This is a genomic window from Shinella sp. OV683, assembly GCF_057787725.1.
On the sequence record NZ_CM173543.1, the window covers coordinates 1241787 to 1258010 of the forward strand.

Annotated in this window: 14 protein-coding genes and 1 pseudogene; 5 read left to right on the plus strand and 10 right to left on the minus strand. The window is 60.1% G+C overall.

Features of this window, described 5'->3' with window-relative positions; all coding sequences use genetic code 11:
- Positions 1–25 precede the first annotated feature (25 nt).
- The 6 genes and pseudogenes from ACXHRN_RS06040 to ACXHRN_RS06065 all read right to left on the minus strand — a co-directional run bounded on the left by ACXHRN_RS06040 (position 26) and on the right by ACXHRN_RS06065 (position 5998).
- Positions 26–523: an RES family NAD+ phosphorylase gene (locus ACXHRN_RS06040; RefSeq protein WP_488640433.1), complete on the minus strand. Its 498-nt coding sequence runs from the start codon at positions 521–523 to the stop codon at positions 26–28.
- A gap of 8 nt (positions 524–531) precedes the next feature.
- A complete protein-coding gene (locus ACXHRN_RS06045) occupies positions 532–882 on the minus strand; it encodes an MbcA/ParS/Xre antitoxin family protein (RefSeq protein ID WP_488640434.1) in 351 nt (116 codons plus the stop codon).
- A gap of 296 nt (positions 883–1178) precedes the next feature.
- Positions 1179–1344: pseudogene (locus ACXHRN_RS06050) on the minus strand (IS481 family transposase); the annotation flags it as partial.
- A 106-nt stretch (positions 1345–1450) separates the two neighbouring features.
- Positions 1451–2431 (minus strand): M10 family metallopeptidase C-terminal domain-containing protein, encoded by a 981-nt coding sequence (locus ACXHRN_RS06055; RefSeq protein WP_488640435.1) that lies wholly within the window; start codon positions 2429–2431, stop codon positions 1451–1453.
- Positions 2432–2502: 71 nt separating this feature from the next.
- Positions 2503–4893 (minus strand): cadherin domain-containing protein, encoded by a 2391-nt coding sequence (locus ACXHRN_RS06060; protein WP_488640436.1) that lies wholly within the window; start codon positions 4891–4893, stop codon positions 2503–2505.
- Positions 4894–4996: 103 nt separating this feature from the next.
- Positions 4997–5998: a calcium-binding protein gene (locus ACXHRN_RS06065; RefSeq protein ID WP_488640437.1), complete on the minus strand. Its 1002-nt coding sequence runs from the start codon at positions 5996–5998 to the stop codon at positions 4997–4999.
- Between the two features lie 481 nt (positions 5999–6479).
- Between ACXHRN_RS06065 and ACXHRN_RS06070 the strand changes: the two genes are divergently transcribed.
- Entirely contained in the window at positions 6480–7733 is a 1254-nt protein-coding gene (locus tag ACXHRN_RS06070) for a TCR/Tet family MFS transporter (RefSeq protein ID WP_488640438.1), read from the plus strand.
- A gap of 96 nt (positions 7734–7829) precedes the next feature.
- Complete coding sequence (locus ACXHRN_RS06075; protein ID WP_488640439.1) at positions 7830–9224, plus strand: MATE family efflux transporter; 1395 nt, start codon at positions 7830–7832, stop codon at positions 9222–9224.
- A gap of 237 nt (positions 9225–9461) precedes the next feature.
- Here the strand turns inward: ACXHRN_RS06075 and carA are convergent, their stop codons facing one another.
- Positions 9462–10664, minus strand: coding sequence for a glutamine-hydrolyzing carbamoyl-phosphate synthase small subunit (carA, locus tag ACXHRN_RS06080; protein ID WP_488640440.1), 1203 nt, complete (start codon positions 10662–10664; stop codon positions 9462–9464).
- A 249-nt stretch (positions 10665–10913) separates the two neighbouring features.
- Between carA and ACXHRN_RS06085 the strand changes: the two genes are divergently transcribed.
- Together ACXHRN_RS06085 and dnaG are read left to right on the plus strand one after the other, a co-directional pair.
- Positions 10914–11363 carry a GatB/YqeY domain-containing protein gene (locus ACXHRN_RS06085; RefSeq protein ID WP_488640441.1) on the plus strand — a complete coding sequence of 150 codons (450 nt, stop codon included), beginning with the start codon at positions 10914–10916 and terminating at the stop codon, positions 11361–11363.
- Between the two features lie 101 nt (positions 11364–11464).
- Positions 11465–13435, plus strand: coding sequence for a DNA primase (gene dnaG, locus ACXHRN_RS06090; RefSeq protein ID WP_488640442.1), 1971 nt, complete (start codon positions 11465–11467; stop codon positions 13433–13435).
- A gap of 54 nt (positions 13436–13489) precedes the next feature.
- Here the strand turns inward: dnaG and ACXHRN_RS06095 are convergent, their stop codons facing one another.
- From ACXHRN_RS06095 to ACXHRN_RS06105, 3 genes are all read right to left on the minus strand, one after another.
- Positions 13490–13858, minus strand: a complete 369-nt coding sequence (locus ACXHRN_RS06095) for a DUF6481 family protein (protein WP_488640443.1) — start codon at positions 13856–13858, stop codon at positions 13490–13492.
- Between the two features lie 93 nt (positions 13859–13951).
- Positions 13952–14179, minus strand: coding sequence for a hypothetical protein (locus ACXHRN_RS06100; RefSeq protein ID WP_488641840.1), 228 nt, complete (start codon positions 14177–14179; stop codon positions 13952–13954).
- Between the two features lie 117 nt (positions 14180–14296).
- Positions 14297–14506, minus strand: coding sequence for a cold-shock protein (locus tag ACXHRN_RS06105; RefSeq protein ID WP_488640444.1), 210 nt, complete (start codon positions 14504–14506; stop codon positions 14297–14299).
- A 331-nt stretch (positions 14507–14837) separates the two neighbouring features.
- Between ACXHRN_RS06105 and ACXHRN_RS06110 the strand changes: the two genes are divergently transcribed.
- Positions 14838–16211, plus strand: a complete 1374-nt coding sequence (locus tag ACXHRN_RS06110) for an FAD-dependent oxidoreductase (protein WP_488640445.1) — start codon at positions 14838–14840, stop codon at positions 16209–16211.
- Positions 16212–16224: the final 13 nt, after the last annotated feature.

Below are 16224 nucleotides of genomic sequence, written 5' to 3' on the forward strand. Positions count from 1 at the left end.
ATCCTGCCATTTGGCCAGTTCACGTCTATCTGGACAGGCGGTTCTCATCGTCGATCAGGGTGAGGCGGGACGGTGCTGTGTCAATCCATTTCCAGAGCACGAGATTAAGGTCATCGCCGGTAGCACCTGGCGCAAAGCTCCTGACGAGTATAGCGTGGAAACCGCCGGCGATCAGCCGTCGGGCGAAGGCTTGCGTTCTCGCTTCTCCGGTCGATTTCATCTGGTCACGCCACGTGCTATCCGCAATCGCGGCGGTGTCCATGCCCGCCGCTTGCAGGGCCGCTTCGTTTCGGCAGTCGAAAACCTCTTCAATCTCGGCATCATAGGAGACGAGCGTGGTTGGCTGGAGACTGCCCGCCTGATTGGCTTCTCTGAGTGCCGTCATCACGGTCAGGGACGTATAGAGTGCGGGGATGCCCTTGGGATTGAACCGCCCCCCATATAGCCCGGCCCCCCGACCCGACAACGGTTCGCGCGCATAGATGGGGTTAAGGGCGCGATAAAGCGGGCCGTGATAGAGCATGGGCGGGATCAGGCGTGGACGCCGGCATCGACCGCATCGACATAGTCGAGCACCTCCTCCGAGCGGCCGCTACGGACAAGCTGCATTGCGGTCTGGCCCGAGAATCCGGGCAGCGGCTCGGACCGATACCAGGCATAGGCCATCAGGGCGGAACCGAAACGCGGTTCCGTCTTGTTGATGATCTCGACCATCTGGCGCAGGCGGCGCTGGGTCTTGTCCGACCGGACGCGTTCCTTGCGCTGGACGGCGTCTTTTCCAAGGCCTGCTGTGCGGGCGACTTCCTCGCTGGTTGTGCGAAATACGTCAGCGATCTTGTTCGGTGCGAAAAACCCGTTGTCGGAATACTGGATCAGACCCATTGCGAATCTCCTGTCCGGCTCAACTAGCCGCTTATTATGACGGAATATAGCGTCATAATGAGAGGATTTCAACATGAGATGGCCCTATAGGAAAAGAACGAGGATAGGAAGGAAAACCCTCCTCGCAGGGAGCTCTGCCCAGGGACGATGATGCTCACCGCCGCCGCGCGATCCCGGCCGCGGCGTCCACCGCGGGGCTAAAGGCGACACCATAGGTTTCTATCTCGATCCGCGCGACGGTTGGGTGAAGTCGGTCGCCTACGTTTGCCGGAGGTGAAGAAAGCGAAGAACAAGGCCGGGCCGGTGATTATGATGCTGGCGGTGCGGTTACGCCACTTTGCCACCGTCTTTTTGGTTGATACCGTAGCGCTTCGATGGCGCTCTCAGGCTCTCTTGACCATTTTGTATTGCTCGACGGATCGTCTCAGTCGTCGTGGCGCTTCCATGTAGAATTTGTCCCATAGCGTATCCCTCCAAGCTTGTGAGAAAATTGCACCATCAAAGTCCGGGATCAAACAGCTAGGAGGCCGTTCCGGCAACATGGCGAACCGGAACGGCCGTAGTTCCCTCAAAGCATGAAATCGCTGGCGATCAGCTTGAGGGAATGGGAGAGGTGGATGGCGAAATCGGCTTGGCCATCACCGTTGGTATCGCCGTAGACATCAGTTCCGCCCGACGATTTTTCGAAACGTAATTCTCCCGCCGTGCCGGAGAAATCCTTCGAGCCGATGAAATCGAATGCCTGGTCCTTGCCAGCCTTGGTGTTGGCGTCGATGGCTGTGAGATTGATATGATCGCCTCTGGCGAAGTCGGTGATCACGTCGAATTTCGAGACGGTCGACTCCTTGGTCGACGTGAAGATGAACTCATCGTTACCGCCGCCACCCGTCAGCGTGTCGACACCGCTGCCCCCGGTCAGCTTGTCCGCTGCCGCACCGCCGAGCAACGTGTCGCTACCCGTGCCGCCATAGAGCTTGTCCTTGCCGCCACCGCCGGAGAGGCTATCACTGCCCTGGTGGCCATCCAGCACATCAGCCTTGTTGCCGGCATAATAGCTGTCTGCGCCCTTGCCGCCGGAGAAGTTCACTGCGGATGTGGCCAGGTATTTCAGGAAATTGGCGGGGTCGCCGGTCATCAGACCGAAGAGGATGCCGTTGACGTCGTCGCCATCCGCCTTGTCCAGCCCAAGGTTGGCAAAGCTGACGTCGGTGCTGCCCAGCGACATCTTTTTGGAAGTGACGCCAAAGCCGCCGGTAAGGCCGTTCAATTCCTCGCCGAGCGCCAGCGAGTCCAGCCGTCCGGTCACGACGTGCTCGACCATGTCATAGCGCAGCAGGCCCTTGGCCAACAGCGCCGGTCCGCCGGAGAACATGCTGCCCTCCTCTTCCAGAGCCAGGCCGTAAGCGCTGGCTGCGTTGAGGTTGTCGTAGAAGTAGCCGAAATTGCCCGTGCTGGTGTCGAACATCGACGGCAGGGTGTTGAGGTAGCTGCCTGCGCCTGAATTGACGTTGACGCCGGCGTTGGAGTTCACGGTGATGTTGATGGCCACAGTGTCCTGCCTTTCTTTTCAATAGGATCGGTGAAGCGGGCGCCTGCCGACGCCCGGTTCTTGCTGCACATTCAGAGGATGAAGTAGTCGGCCTTGAGGCTCATCGCATCGTCGAGATGCAGGACGAAATCCGCCTTGCCATCACCGTTGAGGTCGCCTTCGACGACCGTATCGCCCTTGACCTTGTCGAAATGCAACTCGCCGGCCTTCCTGTGGAAGTCCTGGCTGCCGATGAAGGTGAAGGCCTGGTTTCCGCCACGGCTGGAATTGGCATCGATATCGGAGAGTGCGATCCTGTCGCCACCCTTGCCGTCGAAATCGTAGATCGTGTCGAAGGCGTTCTTCCTGGAATCGGATATTGCCGTGAAGTGGAAGATGTCCGCACCGGCATTGCCATAGAGCTTGTCCGAAGCCGCGCCACCGTAGAGGTGGTCGTTGCCCGCGCCACCCTTGATAATATCGGCGCCGTTGCCGCCCCAGAGCTTGTCGTTGCCTGCAGCGCCATTGACCGTGTCGACGCCGGCATTGCCGCGCACGACGTCGTTGAAGATCGTGCCGGTATAGGTGTCGGCTTTCGCCGATCCGTTGAAGGTCTGGGCGTACGACGCCAGCAGCGCCTTCACATATTCGATCTCGGCGGGGTAGCCGGCATCAAGCCCATGCATGAAGGCCGAGGCGAGAACATTGACCTCGCCGAATATGCGGTTGAGCGGCGTGGAATCATTGCTGAGATCAAGGCCCGAGATCGTCAGCTCGGCCTCGGTGATGCCGATGTCGCTGCCGCTGTCCTTGCCTGCGCCGAAAACGAGGTCGGTAATATTGCCGCTGACGACGTGGGCGTCTTCGCCGGTGACCGGATCGGTCCAGTTGTAGACGAAATTGGAGCCGCGCATCGACATGAAGCTCTCGCCATTGCCGAAGAGGAACTCACTGGACGGATTGCTCTGGCTCCATCCGGTGCCGTTCGGCAGGAAGGCAGGCAGATAAGCCGACAGCTTGTCATGGTAGTCAGCGAGATAGGTGTTCCAGTTGACGCCGCCATTCTTGCCCGCAAGTGCCGTCGCGGCATCGATGGTGATCCGGCCGCGTGCGGTGTCGCCGGTTTCCGCTGCATCCAGCACGTTGACGTCGATGGTCTTCTGGTAAGTATTGCCGTTCGTATCGGTGGCCTGGAAGGTGACCGAGTGGCTGTCGAGCGTCTCGTGGTCCAGCTTCTTGGCGGTGGCGAGATAGTAGCGGGTGACGCCTTCGACGACGCGCGAGGTGATCTTGAAGGCGCCGTCGGCATCATCGACCAGTATTGCCGAAGCGATGTCGAAATCAGCGTCGAAGGCCGAGAGATAGCCTACTTCCTGGCCGACCTTGGCTGTCTCGACAACAGCGGTGTAATCCTTGCCAGTCGGAGATCCGGAGAACTTCAATGGATCGTCTTCCGCGGTGATCTCGATTGTGCTGATGGTTTCGTGGCCGTTGGAATCAGTCGCCTTGACGACCAGGTCATAGAGGCCGCCACCGACGGATTCATGGTTGAGCGGGTTTTTCAGCACGACGCTGACGGAGCCGTCGTCATTGGTTCGCAGCTTGAAACTGTTGTCGTTATCGCCCTGGCCGTCGACCAGCGACCAGGTGATGCTGTCGCCATCGGGATCGGTGGCCGACAGCACGCCGACTTCGAAGCCAGTGCGAGCGGATTCCTTGATCGTTGTGTTTGAGATGCCGATGTCGGTGGGTGCGACGTTTTCGTCGATGTCCGTGACGTCGATGGTGAATGTCTTTGTGACGGTATTTTCGCCGTCGAAAACCTTGACGACGATATCGTGCGAGGTTGCACTCTCGTAGTCGAGCGCACCGTTGACGGCGAGCTTGGTCACGCCGTTTTCGACCGTCAGGCTGAACAATCCGTTCGCATCGTCATCCAGAGAATAGGTTAGCGTGTCGCCCTCGGCGTCCGTGGCTGAAAGTTCGCCGATCACCGCGCCCAGCACCGAATTCTCCGCTATCGTTGTCGCTGACAAGGCGATGTTCGAGGGTGCGGTATTCTCGATTTCTTCTTCGACAGTCACAGCGACGGGGTCGAATTCGTCGTAGATCGAGAAGTCATCGAGGCCTGCGACGAAAGTGAGATCAAGCGTTCCGCCAAGTTCGAAGTCCGAGAAATCGATGTCGCCTATTGCGACCAACTGGAACGTGAAGCTGTTGGCGCCGCCGGTAACCAGGCCGCTGTTGTAGCTTGATGTCGTCGTGCCACCGTCCGTGCTGTAGGCGATCAGGTCCTCCAGTTCATTGCCATTCGCATCCACGATATATGGCGGAATCATCAGATAGACATCGGAAATTGCGTGGGTGGGGTTGGTGACCGTTACGCTGGCCAGGATGGTGCCCGATGCTGTTTCGTCCGCCAGAGCGGCGTATTCGATGGTGACGGTGGTTCCGTTCTGGCTGGTATATGTCGTCGTAGTCATCGGAAGTCCCTGTTTTCCAAGTCGGCGAAGTCTTAAGCCGGGGAGTGGTTCTGTGCTTGCATAGGAAAGCCAGCCGCCTTTATCGGCGGCTGGCCAGTTCGCGTTAGAAAATGAAGTCCGCGGCATTAATCGTGCCGCTGAACGAATTTACAGCGACGGCGAAGTCCGCGGTCGTGTCACCCGAGGTGTCGGCATAGATCGTGTTGCCGGAGATCCATGCCTTGTTGGCCGCGGCGACGCCGCCCCCGGAAAAACCGGTGAGGTTGAGCGCGTCCAGATCGATCTTGTCGACCGAAGTAGCCGCAAGTACGCCACCGGCGTTGAAGGAGGTGATCGTGTCGAAGGCGCTGGCGGAGCTATCGGACACCGCCGAGAATACGAAGATATCCGCATCGTCGCCGCCGGTCAGCGTATCGACGCCAGCGCCGCCATTGATGATGTCGTTGCCCTTGCCGGCATCGATCGTGTCGTTGCCTGCTTCGCCGAGAACGGTATCGACGCCATCATTACCGTTGATGGTGTCGGAGCCGCCGCCGCCGGCCAGCGTGTCGTCGCCGGCATTGCCATGCAGCGTGTCGCCCTGGGTGCCGCCCTGATAGGCATCGCCACCATTGCCGCCGTTGAAGATCACGGCGTTGGATGCAAGCCACGCTTCCAGATAGCTTTCGTCGCCGTTCATCAGGCCGTAGAGCACGTCGTTCATGTCGGAGCCGGAGAGGCCGAGGCTGGTGAGGGTGAAGTCCGTCGACGCCAGCGACATGGAGGTCGAGGTGTAGCCATATCCGCCCGGTGTGATGCCGCTGATCCCCGACGAGCCGAAGGAGAGCGTGTCGACCGTGCCCGAGAGCGCACCCTGGCTGTAGCTCATGTTGCCGCCGGCGATGAAGGCCGTGCCGTCGTCATAGACGCCGTCGCCGTCGCTATCGGCACCGGCAATGCCGTATTGTGAGGCATTGGTCCACGAGCCGTTCGAGTAGGGCACGTTGAAATAGCCGAACCGGCCGGTTGCCGGATCGAACGCGTCGGTGATGGTGTCGAGGTAGTTGGTCGCACCGTAGTTGATGTTCACGCCGGAAGAAGAGTTGATCGTGGCCGTCAAAGTCATGAAGATATCTCCTTGGATTCATGTCCGCTGGGCTCGCAGTCGAGCGCAGGACACCAGGAGGAAATGTGCTTGCCGATGCAGCCGGCGCCATGCGGCCGGCGGGGGCTATGATCCGAGTGAGCCATGTGTGTCTCCATCCCTGCTGAAGGCGAATTGGCGCATAGCCACCGCCAGCGGAACGGCTGGTGCCCGTCCGTCAATGGTTGCTTGTCGCATCCGACCGGAGCTGTGTTTATCACTTGTGGAACAGGGTGCTGCTGGCGCTGGCAAATAGCTTAGATTGCCGACGATGAGGCTGGCTCAACCCGTGAGCGCTGTTCTATTAAACATGATTATAGGAGTCAACTATTAAATGCGACTTTTACGCCACGCGGGTTTCAATTTTCAGTGGCGAGCTTGAACGCTTGAATAATTTCGAGTACACACCCTTTGTTCCTTTTATGTTCCGCATGTCCCGACGCAATCAGTAGAGGGTATCACCATGATTGACGAGAAACGCGCCCGCCGCGGGCTGGCGCTGGTGTTCTTTATTTTGCTCATGGACATGATGGGGATCGCACTCATCATGCCGGTAATGCCTGCCTATCTGAAGGAATTGACGGGCGCCGATGTCAGCCATGCGGCGCTGGAAGGCGGCCTGCTGTTTCTCGTTTATTCGGCGATGCAGTTCTTCTTTGGTACCTTCATCGGCAACCTGAGCGATCGCTTCGGCCGCCGGCCGGTGCTACTGGCTTCGGTGCTGACATTTGCGATCGACAATCTCATCTGCGCGCTGGCCGGCGCTTACTGGGTGCTGTTTGTCGGCCGCATTCTCGCCGGCATCAGCGGCGCGAGCTATGCGACCGCCTCGGCCTATGTCGCCGATATCAGCAATGATGAGAACCGCGCCAAGAATTTCGGCCTGGTCGGCATTTCCTTTGGCGTCGGTTTCACGCTCGGCCCGGTTATCGGCGGCATGCTGGGCACGTTCGGGCCGCGGGTGCCGTTCTACGCCGCGGCACTGATTGCATTCATCAATTTCGTGATCGCGGCGTTCCTGTTGCCGGAAACATTGGAGAAGCATCAGCGGCGGAAGTTCGAGTGGAAGCGGGCCAATCCGCTGGGCGCGTTGATGCATATCAAGGACTACAAGGGCATCGGCTGGATCGCGTCGGTGATGTTCCTGTTCTGGCTGGCGCATGTCGTCTATCCCGTCGCCTGGCCGTTCGTGGCCGATTATCGCTATGGCTGGGACCAGTTCATGATCGGCCTATCGCTATTCACGTTCGGCCTTATGAGTGCTGCCGTGATGGGCCTGGTCCTGCCGCGCCTCATCAACCTCTATGGGGAATGGAAGACGGCGGTCATCGGACTTTGCTTCTGCGCGGTCGGCTTCATGGGTTATGCCTTCGCCACGCAGGGCTGGATGGTGTTCGTGGTCATCGTCGTCGCCTGTATCGAGGGGGTGACCGATCCAGCGCTTCGGTCTATCTCGGCGGCGGGCGTACCGGCTTCGGCGCAGGGTGAGTTGCAGGGCGCGCTGACCAGCCTTTCAAGCGTGACGTCGATCATCGGACCACTGTTGTTTTCCGCGCTGTTCACCGGGTTCTCTGGACCATCGGCGCATTTCGAGTTTCCTGGAATGCCTTATCTTGCCGCCGGGGTCATGATCATTGCCGGGCTCGCCGTATTCATCTGGAAAGTGCCCAATCGTGCGTTGAGCACCTCTGCAGCCGAAACCCATCACGCGCATTGATGGATGCGATGAATAATCCTTACGGGAGGCCCTCGCTGCTGGTTATCTGAGGGAAATTCCTCTATCAGCCTCTCTTTGCTAGGAAAGTCTGAGGAAATGACCGGAATTGCAGTCGAAAACAGGGTTCTGGACGTCGACAACAGCTGGAAGGGCCACTTTCTCGCAACGCTGACGCTCGCCATTCCGCTGATTGGCGCGCAGCTCGCTCAGCTCGGCATCCATGTGACCGACATCTTCATCATCGGCCGGCTCGGAACGGTCGAACTCGCCGCGATGGTAATTGCGAGCCAGTATTTTTTCACGCTGTTCATCTTTGGCTCGGGCTTTTCGACCGCCGTCGTGCCGCTTGCTGCGCATGCTTTTGCGCAGGGTGACCGGATGATGGTGCGCCGGGCCGTGCGGATGGGCCTTTGGGTCGTCGCCGGCTTTTCGGTGCTGACCCTGCCGGCCGTCTGGTACGCCGAGGATGTGCTGTTGTTTGCCGGCCAGGATCCGCATGTGGCGAAGCTTGCCGCGGGTTACCTGCATGTTGCAGGCTGGGGCATACTTCCGGGGCTCGCCTTCATGGTTCTCCGCTCGTTCCTGAGCGCAGTCGGGCACGCCCGCTTCATTCTATACATCACGATCGTGATCCTGGTGTTCAACGCCTTCTTCGCCTACGGACTGGTGCTCGGGCATTTCGGCATGCCGGCGCTAGGCATGCTCGGCGCGTCGATTGTCGCTCTGGCCGCCAACATTCTGGGGTTGCTGCTGACGATCGTCCATATTGCGCGGGTCAAGGAATTGCATGCCTATGAGCTGTTCGTGCGCTTCTGGCGGCCGGATTTCCATGTTCTCTGGGAAGTGTTCCGGCTCGGCTTTCCCATCAGCATCACCATCCTTGCCGAAGTCAGCCTGTTCACCGTCGCTTCGCTGCTGATGGGATGGATCGGCACTGTCGAACTCGCCGCCCACGGCATCGCGCTGCAATGGGCCTCGGTCGCCTTCATGATCCCGCTGGGCCTGGCGCAGGCCGCGACCGTCCGCGTCGGCGTTGCGGCCGGCGCCAACGATCATGTCGGGCTGGTGAGGGCGTCCTGGGTGGTCGTGATTGTCTCTGCCGGCTTCTCGCTGGTCGGCGGGCTTCTCTACGCGCTTTTTCCGACGGAACTCGCCGCGCTCTATCTTGACTCGTCGAAGCCGGATGCCGCTGCGGTGCTCGCCTATGCCGGCGGCCTGGTGGTGATCGCCGGGCTTTTCCAGCTTGTGGACGGCCTGCAAGCCATTGCGGCCGGCCTCCTACGCGGCGTCAAGGACACGACGGTGCCGATGATCCTCGCCATGATCTCCTACTGGGTGATCGGCTTCACGCTCGCCTATGTGCTGGCCTTCCACTACGGCTTCGGCGGCACCGGCGTCTGGATCGGCTTCGTCTGCGGATTGTTGGCTGCCTCGATCCTGCTATTGGGTCGCTATGTGGTGCTGGTCAGGCGCTTGCCGAGGGCTTCTTGAGGCATCTCGCCTCAAGCGTTGGGTGCTTCAGGCGCCTAAAACTCCACCCGTCATTCCTGTGCTTGTCACAGGAATCCAGCGCGCGAAGTCTTTCGCGCAAAAGACTCCTTCGCGCCGCAGACGCGGCGCTGCTAGATTCCTGTGACAAGCACAGGAATGACGGAGGAGAGGGCTGCGCCCGAGATTTAAGCGTAGCTATTTCGGCAGCAAGGATACGAGCACGCGCGGTCGCGATGATTAGCGCTCGGCGAATGCCGGTTCGCCCTTGCGTTCCTTGATGAGGTTCAGGAAGCGGCGGAAGAGATAGTGGCTGTCCTGCGGTCCGGGAGAGGCTTCCGGGTGGTGCTGCACGGAGAAGACCGGCTTGCCGACCAGGCGCAGGCCGCAATTGGTGCCGTCGAACAGCGAGACATGGGTTTCCTCCACACCAGCCGGCAGCGACTTGGAGTCCACCGCAAAGCCATGGTTCATCGAAACGATTTCGACTTTGCCTGTCGTGTGGTCCTTGACCGGATGGTTGGCACCGTGATGGCCCTGGTGCATCTTCTCGGTCTTGCCGCCGAGCGCGAGGCCGAGCATCTGGTGGCCGAGGCAGATGCCGAAGATCGGCAGGTCCGAGCCGACCAGCTTCTGGATTGCCGGCACGGCATAGACGCCGGTCGCGGCCGGGTCGCCGGGGCCGTTCGAGAGGAACACGCCATCGGGGTTGAGCGCCAGGACATCTTCGGCGGAGCTGTTGGCGGGCATCACCGTGACCTTGCAGTCGAGCCCGGCAAACAGGCGCAGGATGTTGCGCTTGACGCCGAAATCGAGGCAGACGACGTGGTATTTGGCGTCGGCGGCGTCGAGGTCCGAGAAGCCTTCGTTCCAGACCCAGGGTTTCTGCGTCCACTGCGAGGACTGGCCGGAAGAGGCTTCCTTGGCAAGATCGAGGTCGAGCAGGCCGCTCCAGGCCTTGGCTTCAGCTTTGAGCACGTCGACGTCGAAGACGCCGACCGGGTCGTGGGCGATCACCGCATTCTGCGCGCCATGTTCACGGATCCAGGCGGTCAGGGCGCGCGTGTCGATGCCGCACAGGCCGATGATGCCGCGCGCCTTCAGCCACGCATCGAGATGCTTGAGCGCACGATAGTTCGACGGGTCGGTGATATCAGCCTTGAAGATGACGCCGACTGCGCCGTGGCGCGCTGCGGGCGTCAGGTCCTCGATATCCTCATCATTGGTGCCGACATTGCCGATATGCGGAAAGGTGAAGGTGACGATCTGGCCGAGATAGGAGGGATCGGTGAGGATTTCCTCGTAGCCGGTGAGCGCTGTGTTGAACACGACTTCGGCCTGGGTTCGGCCCGTGGCGCCAATTCCCTTGCCTTCGATGACGGTGCCATCGGCAAGAACGAGGAGGGCGGTCGGCTTTTCGGTGGTCCAGGCTTGGGTGCTCATATCGCTCCGTTCCGGCAGTGATCTCTGCCACATGCTCGCAGGAAAAGGCGCACGGAGTGTCCCCGTGTTCGCATTCTTTTCCCCTTTTCTGCAATTTTGCGGAAAATAGTGGCGGTTTGGCTTGCGGTCAATGCGCCACGGACTTTTCCCGGCAATAAAATATGAATAGATTCCAACGTCTTCGGCGACAGGATTGCTTTTTTTCTCTTCTCTCGGCATAAGCGCCGGATATTTTTGGAGAATCCGGCGATGCGCGAGAAATTGATGAATGCCTTGAAAGAGGCGATGAAGGCCAAGGAAACGCGGAAGATCACCACGATCCGCATGGTGCAGTCGGCCATCAAGGATCTCGAGATCGCCAATCGCACGCGCACGGATCCGACCACCACGGATGGCGAGATTGCCAGCCTGCTGTCGAAGCTCGTCAAGCAGCGTGAAGAATCGGCCAAGATGTATGACGAAGGCGCCCGCCCCGAACTCGCCGCTCAGGAGCGCGAGGAAATCGCCATTATCTCCGAGTTCATGCCGAAGCAGTTCTCGGAAGCTGAAGTCAATGAGTTGATCAAGGGCATTATCGCCGAGGTTGGCGCGACCAGCATCAAGGACATGGGCAAGTGCATGGCGCTGCTCAAGGAACGCTATCCCGGCCAGCTCGATTTCGGCAAGGCGTCGGGGCAGATCAAGGCGCTGCTGAGCTAATGTAACTTTGAAATCGGCATTGGCTGCGGCTGAAGCCGCGCCCGATGCCGATTGGCAGTTTCTCTTCGAAATGCTTATATCGGTCCAACAGGACCATGGCCATGCGTTTTTCCAACACGTTTCTCGATGAGCTGCGCGATCGCGTTCCGATTTCGGACGTGATCGGCCGTCGTGTGACGTGGGACCGCAAGAAGACCAATACCGGCCGTGGCGACTATTGGGCATGCTGCCCGTTTCACGGCGAGAAGTCGCCGAGCTTCCATTGCGAGGACCGCAAGGGCCGCTACCATTGCTTCGGTTGCGGCGTATCGGGCGACCACTTCCGCTTCATGATGGAACTGGATGGCATGGCTTTCAACGAAGCCGTCCAGCAGGTCGCCGATATCGCCGGCGTGCCGCTGCCGGCGCCGGACCCCGAGACCGAGCGTCGCGAGCGTGAACGGCATAATCTCTTCGATGTGATGGAACTGGCCACGCGCTTCTTCCAAGACCAGTTGCAATCGGCGGCCGGGGCCAAGGCGCGCGCTTACCTTCGTGATCGCGGGCTGACGGGTCGAACTATCGAGACATTCCGGCTGGGCTTTTCGCTCGACAGCCGTAATGCGCTGAAGGAGCACTTGTCACAGAAGGGCGTCAGCAAGGAACAGATCGAGGCCTGCGGGCTCGTCGTGCATGGCCCCGACATTCCGGTTTCCTACGACCGCTTCCGCGATCGCATCATGTTTCCGATCCTGTCGTCGCGCGAAAAGGTCATCGCCTTCGGCGGTCGGGCAATGTCACCCGATGCGCCGGCGAAGTATCTGAATTCCAACGAGAATGAGTTGTTTTCCAAGGGGCAGGTGCTGTTCAACTTCTCCCGGGCGCGCAAGGCCATGCAGGGCGAAGGCACTGTGATCGTCGTCGAAGGCTATATGGATGTGATCGCCCTGCATCAGGCCGGTGTCGAAAATGCGGTAGCGCCGCTGGGTACTGCGCTCACAGAAAACCAGTTGGCGCTGCTGTGGAAAATGGCGCCGGTGCCGGTGCTTTGCTTCGACGGCGATGGCGCCGGCATGCGCGCCGCCTCGCGGGCTGTGGATCTTGCTTTGCCGCAGGTCAAGCCGGGCTTTTCGCTGAAGATCGCTCTCTTGCCGGATGGCAAGGATCCCGACGATATCGTCAAGATCGAGGGGCGGGCGCCATTCGATCGACTGATCTCGGAAGCGCGGGCGCTGGCCGATATGGTCTGGCTGCGCGAGACTTCGGGCACCACCTTCGAGACGCCGGAAAAGCGCGCTGAGCTCGAAGGCAAGCTCAGGCAGGTGACGCAGGTGATCGCCGATGAAAGCGTGCGCCGCCATTATCAGCAGGATATGCGCGACCGGCTCTATGCGTTCTTCCAGGCCGCGAGCCCGAAGGGCCAGCAACAGGCCAAGCGACCGTTTACGCCGCGCGGTGAGGGTGGCCAGCGGGACCAGCAACCGGCAGGTAAGGGGCGGATGTCACCGATCTCGGATCGCCTGGCGAAATCGGGTCTGGTCGCTGGCTACCGGGCCTTGCCGTCGTTGCGGGAAGCGGTATTGGCGCTGACGATCGTCAACCATCCGCAGTTGTTCTTCGAGGATTACGACGAGATCAACCAGATCGAGTTCGAAAACCGCGATATGCAGCGCTTCTGGCAGGCGGTGATGTCGGTTGCGGCCGCAAGCGGTCCGGGACTGACGCGCGAGGACCTGATCAACGCGCTCGATGTGCAGGGTTTCGATGGTTTTCTGGCCGGGCTCGACCGGCAGATCCGATTTGCACGTTTGTGGATCGCCACGGAGGATGCGGCGATCGAGGATGCGCGCGAGGGCTATCGACAGGCACATGCGCTCCAGACACGGGCGCGCGCGGTGCTGCGCCATCGCCATGAACTCGAGCGGGAAATTGCTGACGCCATCGAACGCGGTGCGGAAGAGGAAGTCGAGCGGCTGATGTTGGCTCTCAACGAAAACCAGCTCGAATCCACCCGGCTTGAAAGTCAGGAAGCGCTGATCGATGGCTTCGGCGTCATGTCGGGCAGGATCAAGGGCCCGGCAGGCGGGCACTGAGGTAGTGGTCGGGGCAAGAGGTCCAGCCCAGACCGGATCGTCACACGGAAGGAATCAGCCCTGGCGGGCCTTGCGTGCGGCGTAGCGACGGTCGCGCTCTGCCTTGCGGGCAGCTTCGTCTTCGATGACGCGGGCGATCATGGCCTTGTCGGCAGCTTCACGCTCTTCAGCTTCTGCACGTGCGGCGGCTTCGGCCGCAGCTATGCGGGCTTCTTCTTCGCGCTGGAGGCGTTCTTTTTCCTCGGCCTTGGCACGTTCGCGCTCAGCGTTGCGCGCATCGCGGGCAGCGGCAATCGCCGCGCGCTCTGCGAGCTTGGCAGCAAGCTCGGGAGTCTGGCTGGCGCGATAGTTTTCGAGCAATGCCTTCTTGGCATCAGCCGCAACCTGGCGGCGGTCGGCGAGTTCGTTGTCTCTTTTTTTCAAGTGTCAGTTCCGATTGTGAATTGAGAGATAGTGACGCGCTGCCATGGCTGCATTGCGGTCGCTCGGTGATTTAGTATGGATCTGCGGAAGATGCTAGCGCGATTTGCGCGCGTTTTTTGCCGGTTTCGCGGAAATGCCTGCTGCGAGGTCGCTCGCTTCTTTTGCCATGCGCAGTTCGCGCAAGCGCAATGTCTTTTCTTCTCGGGCTTGCACGATCGCGTCGTCTTCGGACAATGTCCGGCTACGAGCTATAAACTGCGATTGTGTCTTCCCGAATGCAGCTTCGGCCCGTTCGCGGGATTTGCTGATAGTTTCGGTCAATGTCGTATCCTGGGTGTAGATCAAAAAAAAGCCAGGCAAACTTGCCTGACTTTCGATCGGAATCAGCTGCGGCGCGGTGCCAGTACATCCGTGGTCACCGGCCAAGCCAAATCCTGATTAGGCAGCCTGGAGGTTGCAAGCGGACATTTTGCCCGACTTCTTGTCGCGTTCCAGTTCGTAGGAAAGCTTCTGGCCTTCTACGATTTCGCGCATGCCAGCGCGTTCGACAGCGGAGATGTGGACGAATGCGTCTTCGCCGCCGTTGTCAGGCTGAATGAAGCCGAAGCCCTTGGTGGAGTTGAACCATTTAACTGTGCCAGTGGTCATAACGAACCCTTTCATAGCAATTGAATTTCCGACGCGCGGATGCGCAGCGGATCGTGGTGGCGATTTTTGAAGGGAGGTTCGTCGAGCGCACGTTGCTAAGGTGCAATAACAAAGGCTAACAAGCAAATATCGATATGCCGTAAGTAGGCGGTCGCAACCGCGAAGTCAACCTCTAGTTTTTCGATTGCGCGCAGATGCTTGAAAAGATGGAGAGATTAGATGTTTCCGCCATCCCGATTTCAAATCGTCGCTGCTTGTCGCGCCTGATATCGCCTTTGCCGCGAAATCCCGGTAGCGTACCAAAAATTGATCCACAGTAGCGAGACCGACAATGCCGACCGCACCCGCTTTCATCACTGAACCCGCCCGCCAGATCGCGGTGATCCGTCAGACCGACGTGCTTGTCGTCGGCTCTGGCCCGGGCGGCCTGGCCGCAGCATTGGCAGCGGCGCGTGCTGGCGTCGAAGTTGTTCTGGTCGAGCGCTTCGGCTGTTTCGGCGGCAACATTACAGTGGTCGGCGTCGAGGGGTTTGCCTGGTATCGGCACGAGGCGACGGTGGAGGCCAACGGCATCGGACGCGAGTTCGAGGAGCGTGCCAAGGACATGGGCGCGGCTGTGCCCGAAAGCCAGTCGCTGTCCTATGAACTCGATTCTGAAGGCTTCAAGCTGGTCGCCGACCGGCTGGTCGAAGAGGCCGGGATCTACCCGATGCTGCATCGGCAATTTGTTTCGCCGCTGATGGATGGTGAGGCGATCATCGGCATCGTCGTCGAATCAAAGGCTGGCCGCGAAGCCATCCTCGCAAAGCGGGTGATCGATGCGACCGGCGACGCCGACATTGCCTACCGCGCCGGCGCCACAACGCTGAAAACGCCGGTCGAGGAAATGCAGGCCGCCTCCGTGATGTTCCATCTTGCGGGCGTCGACAAGCGTGCATTCATGGCCGGTGTCCAACGTGACCCGCAGACCTACAGTGACTGGTCGACCGGTGAGTGGCAGATCGAAACGTCGGGCAAGGAGGACAAGATGTTCTCGCCCTTCCTCGCCAAGCCGTTTGCCCAGGCGATCAAGGACGGGGTGATCCCGAAGCACCTGAACACCATCGCCGGCACCTGGGGCGCGGCGCATGACACGGGCGAGCTCACCTATATGAATCTCGTCCATCTTGCCGGATGCGATGGGACCGATCCTGACAGCATGACCACATTCGAGATCGAGGGCCGCAAGCAGGCGATGCTGGCGATCGAGGCGCTGCGCCGCTACACGCCAGGCTGCGGAGGCGCGCGGCTGAGGAATTTCGGCATGACCATCGGCATCCGCGACACCCGCAAGCTGGATGCGGCCTACAACATGACCGAGAATGACGCGCGCCACGAAGGCCGGTTCGAAGATACGATCGGCATCTATCCCGAATTCATCGACGGCTATGGCGTGCTGATCCTGCCGACGACCGGGCGCTACATGCAGATTCCTTATCGCAGTATGCTGCCCAAGGGTGTGAAGAACCTGCTGGTCGCCGGTCGGGCAATCGGCGGTGACAAGATCGCCCATGCTGCCACCCGAAACATGGCCTGCTGTGCGGTGGCGGGGCAGGGGGCTGGTGTGGCGGCCGCGCTTTCAGTCAAGCATGGCTGGGGATTTGATCGCGCCGACATGCCGGCTATCCAGTCTGAGCTTGAGCGGCAGGGCGTTCGCATTTACTGATTGGCGCGTGGGT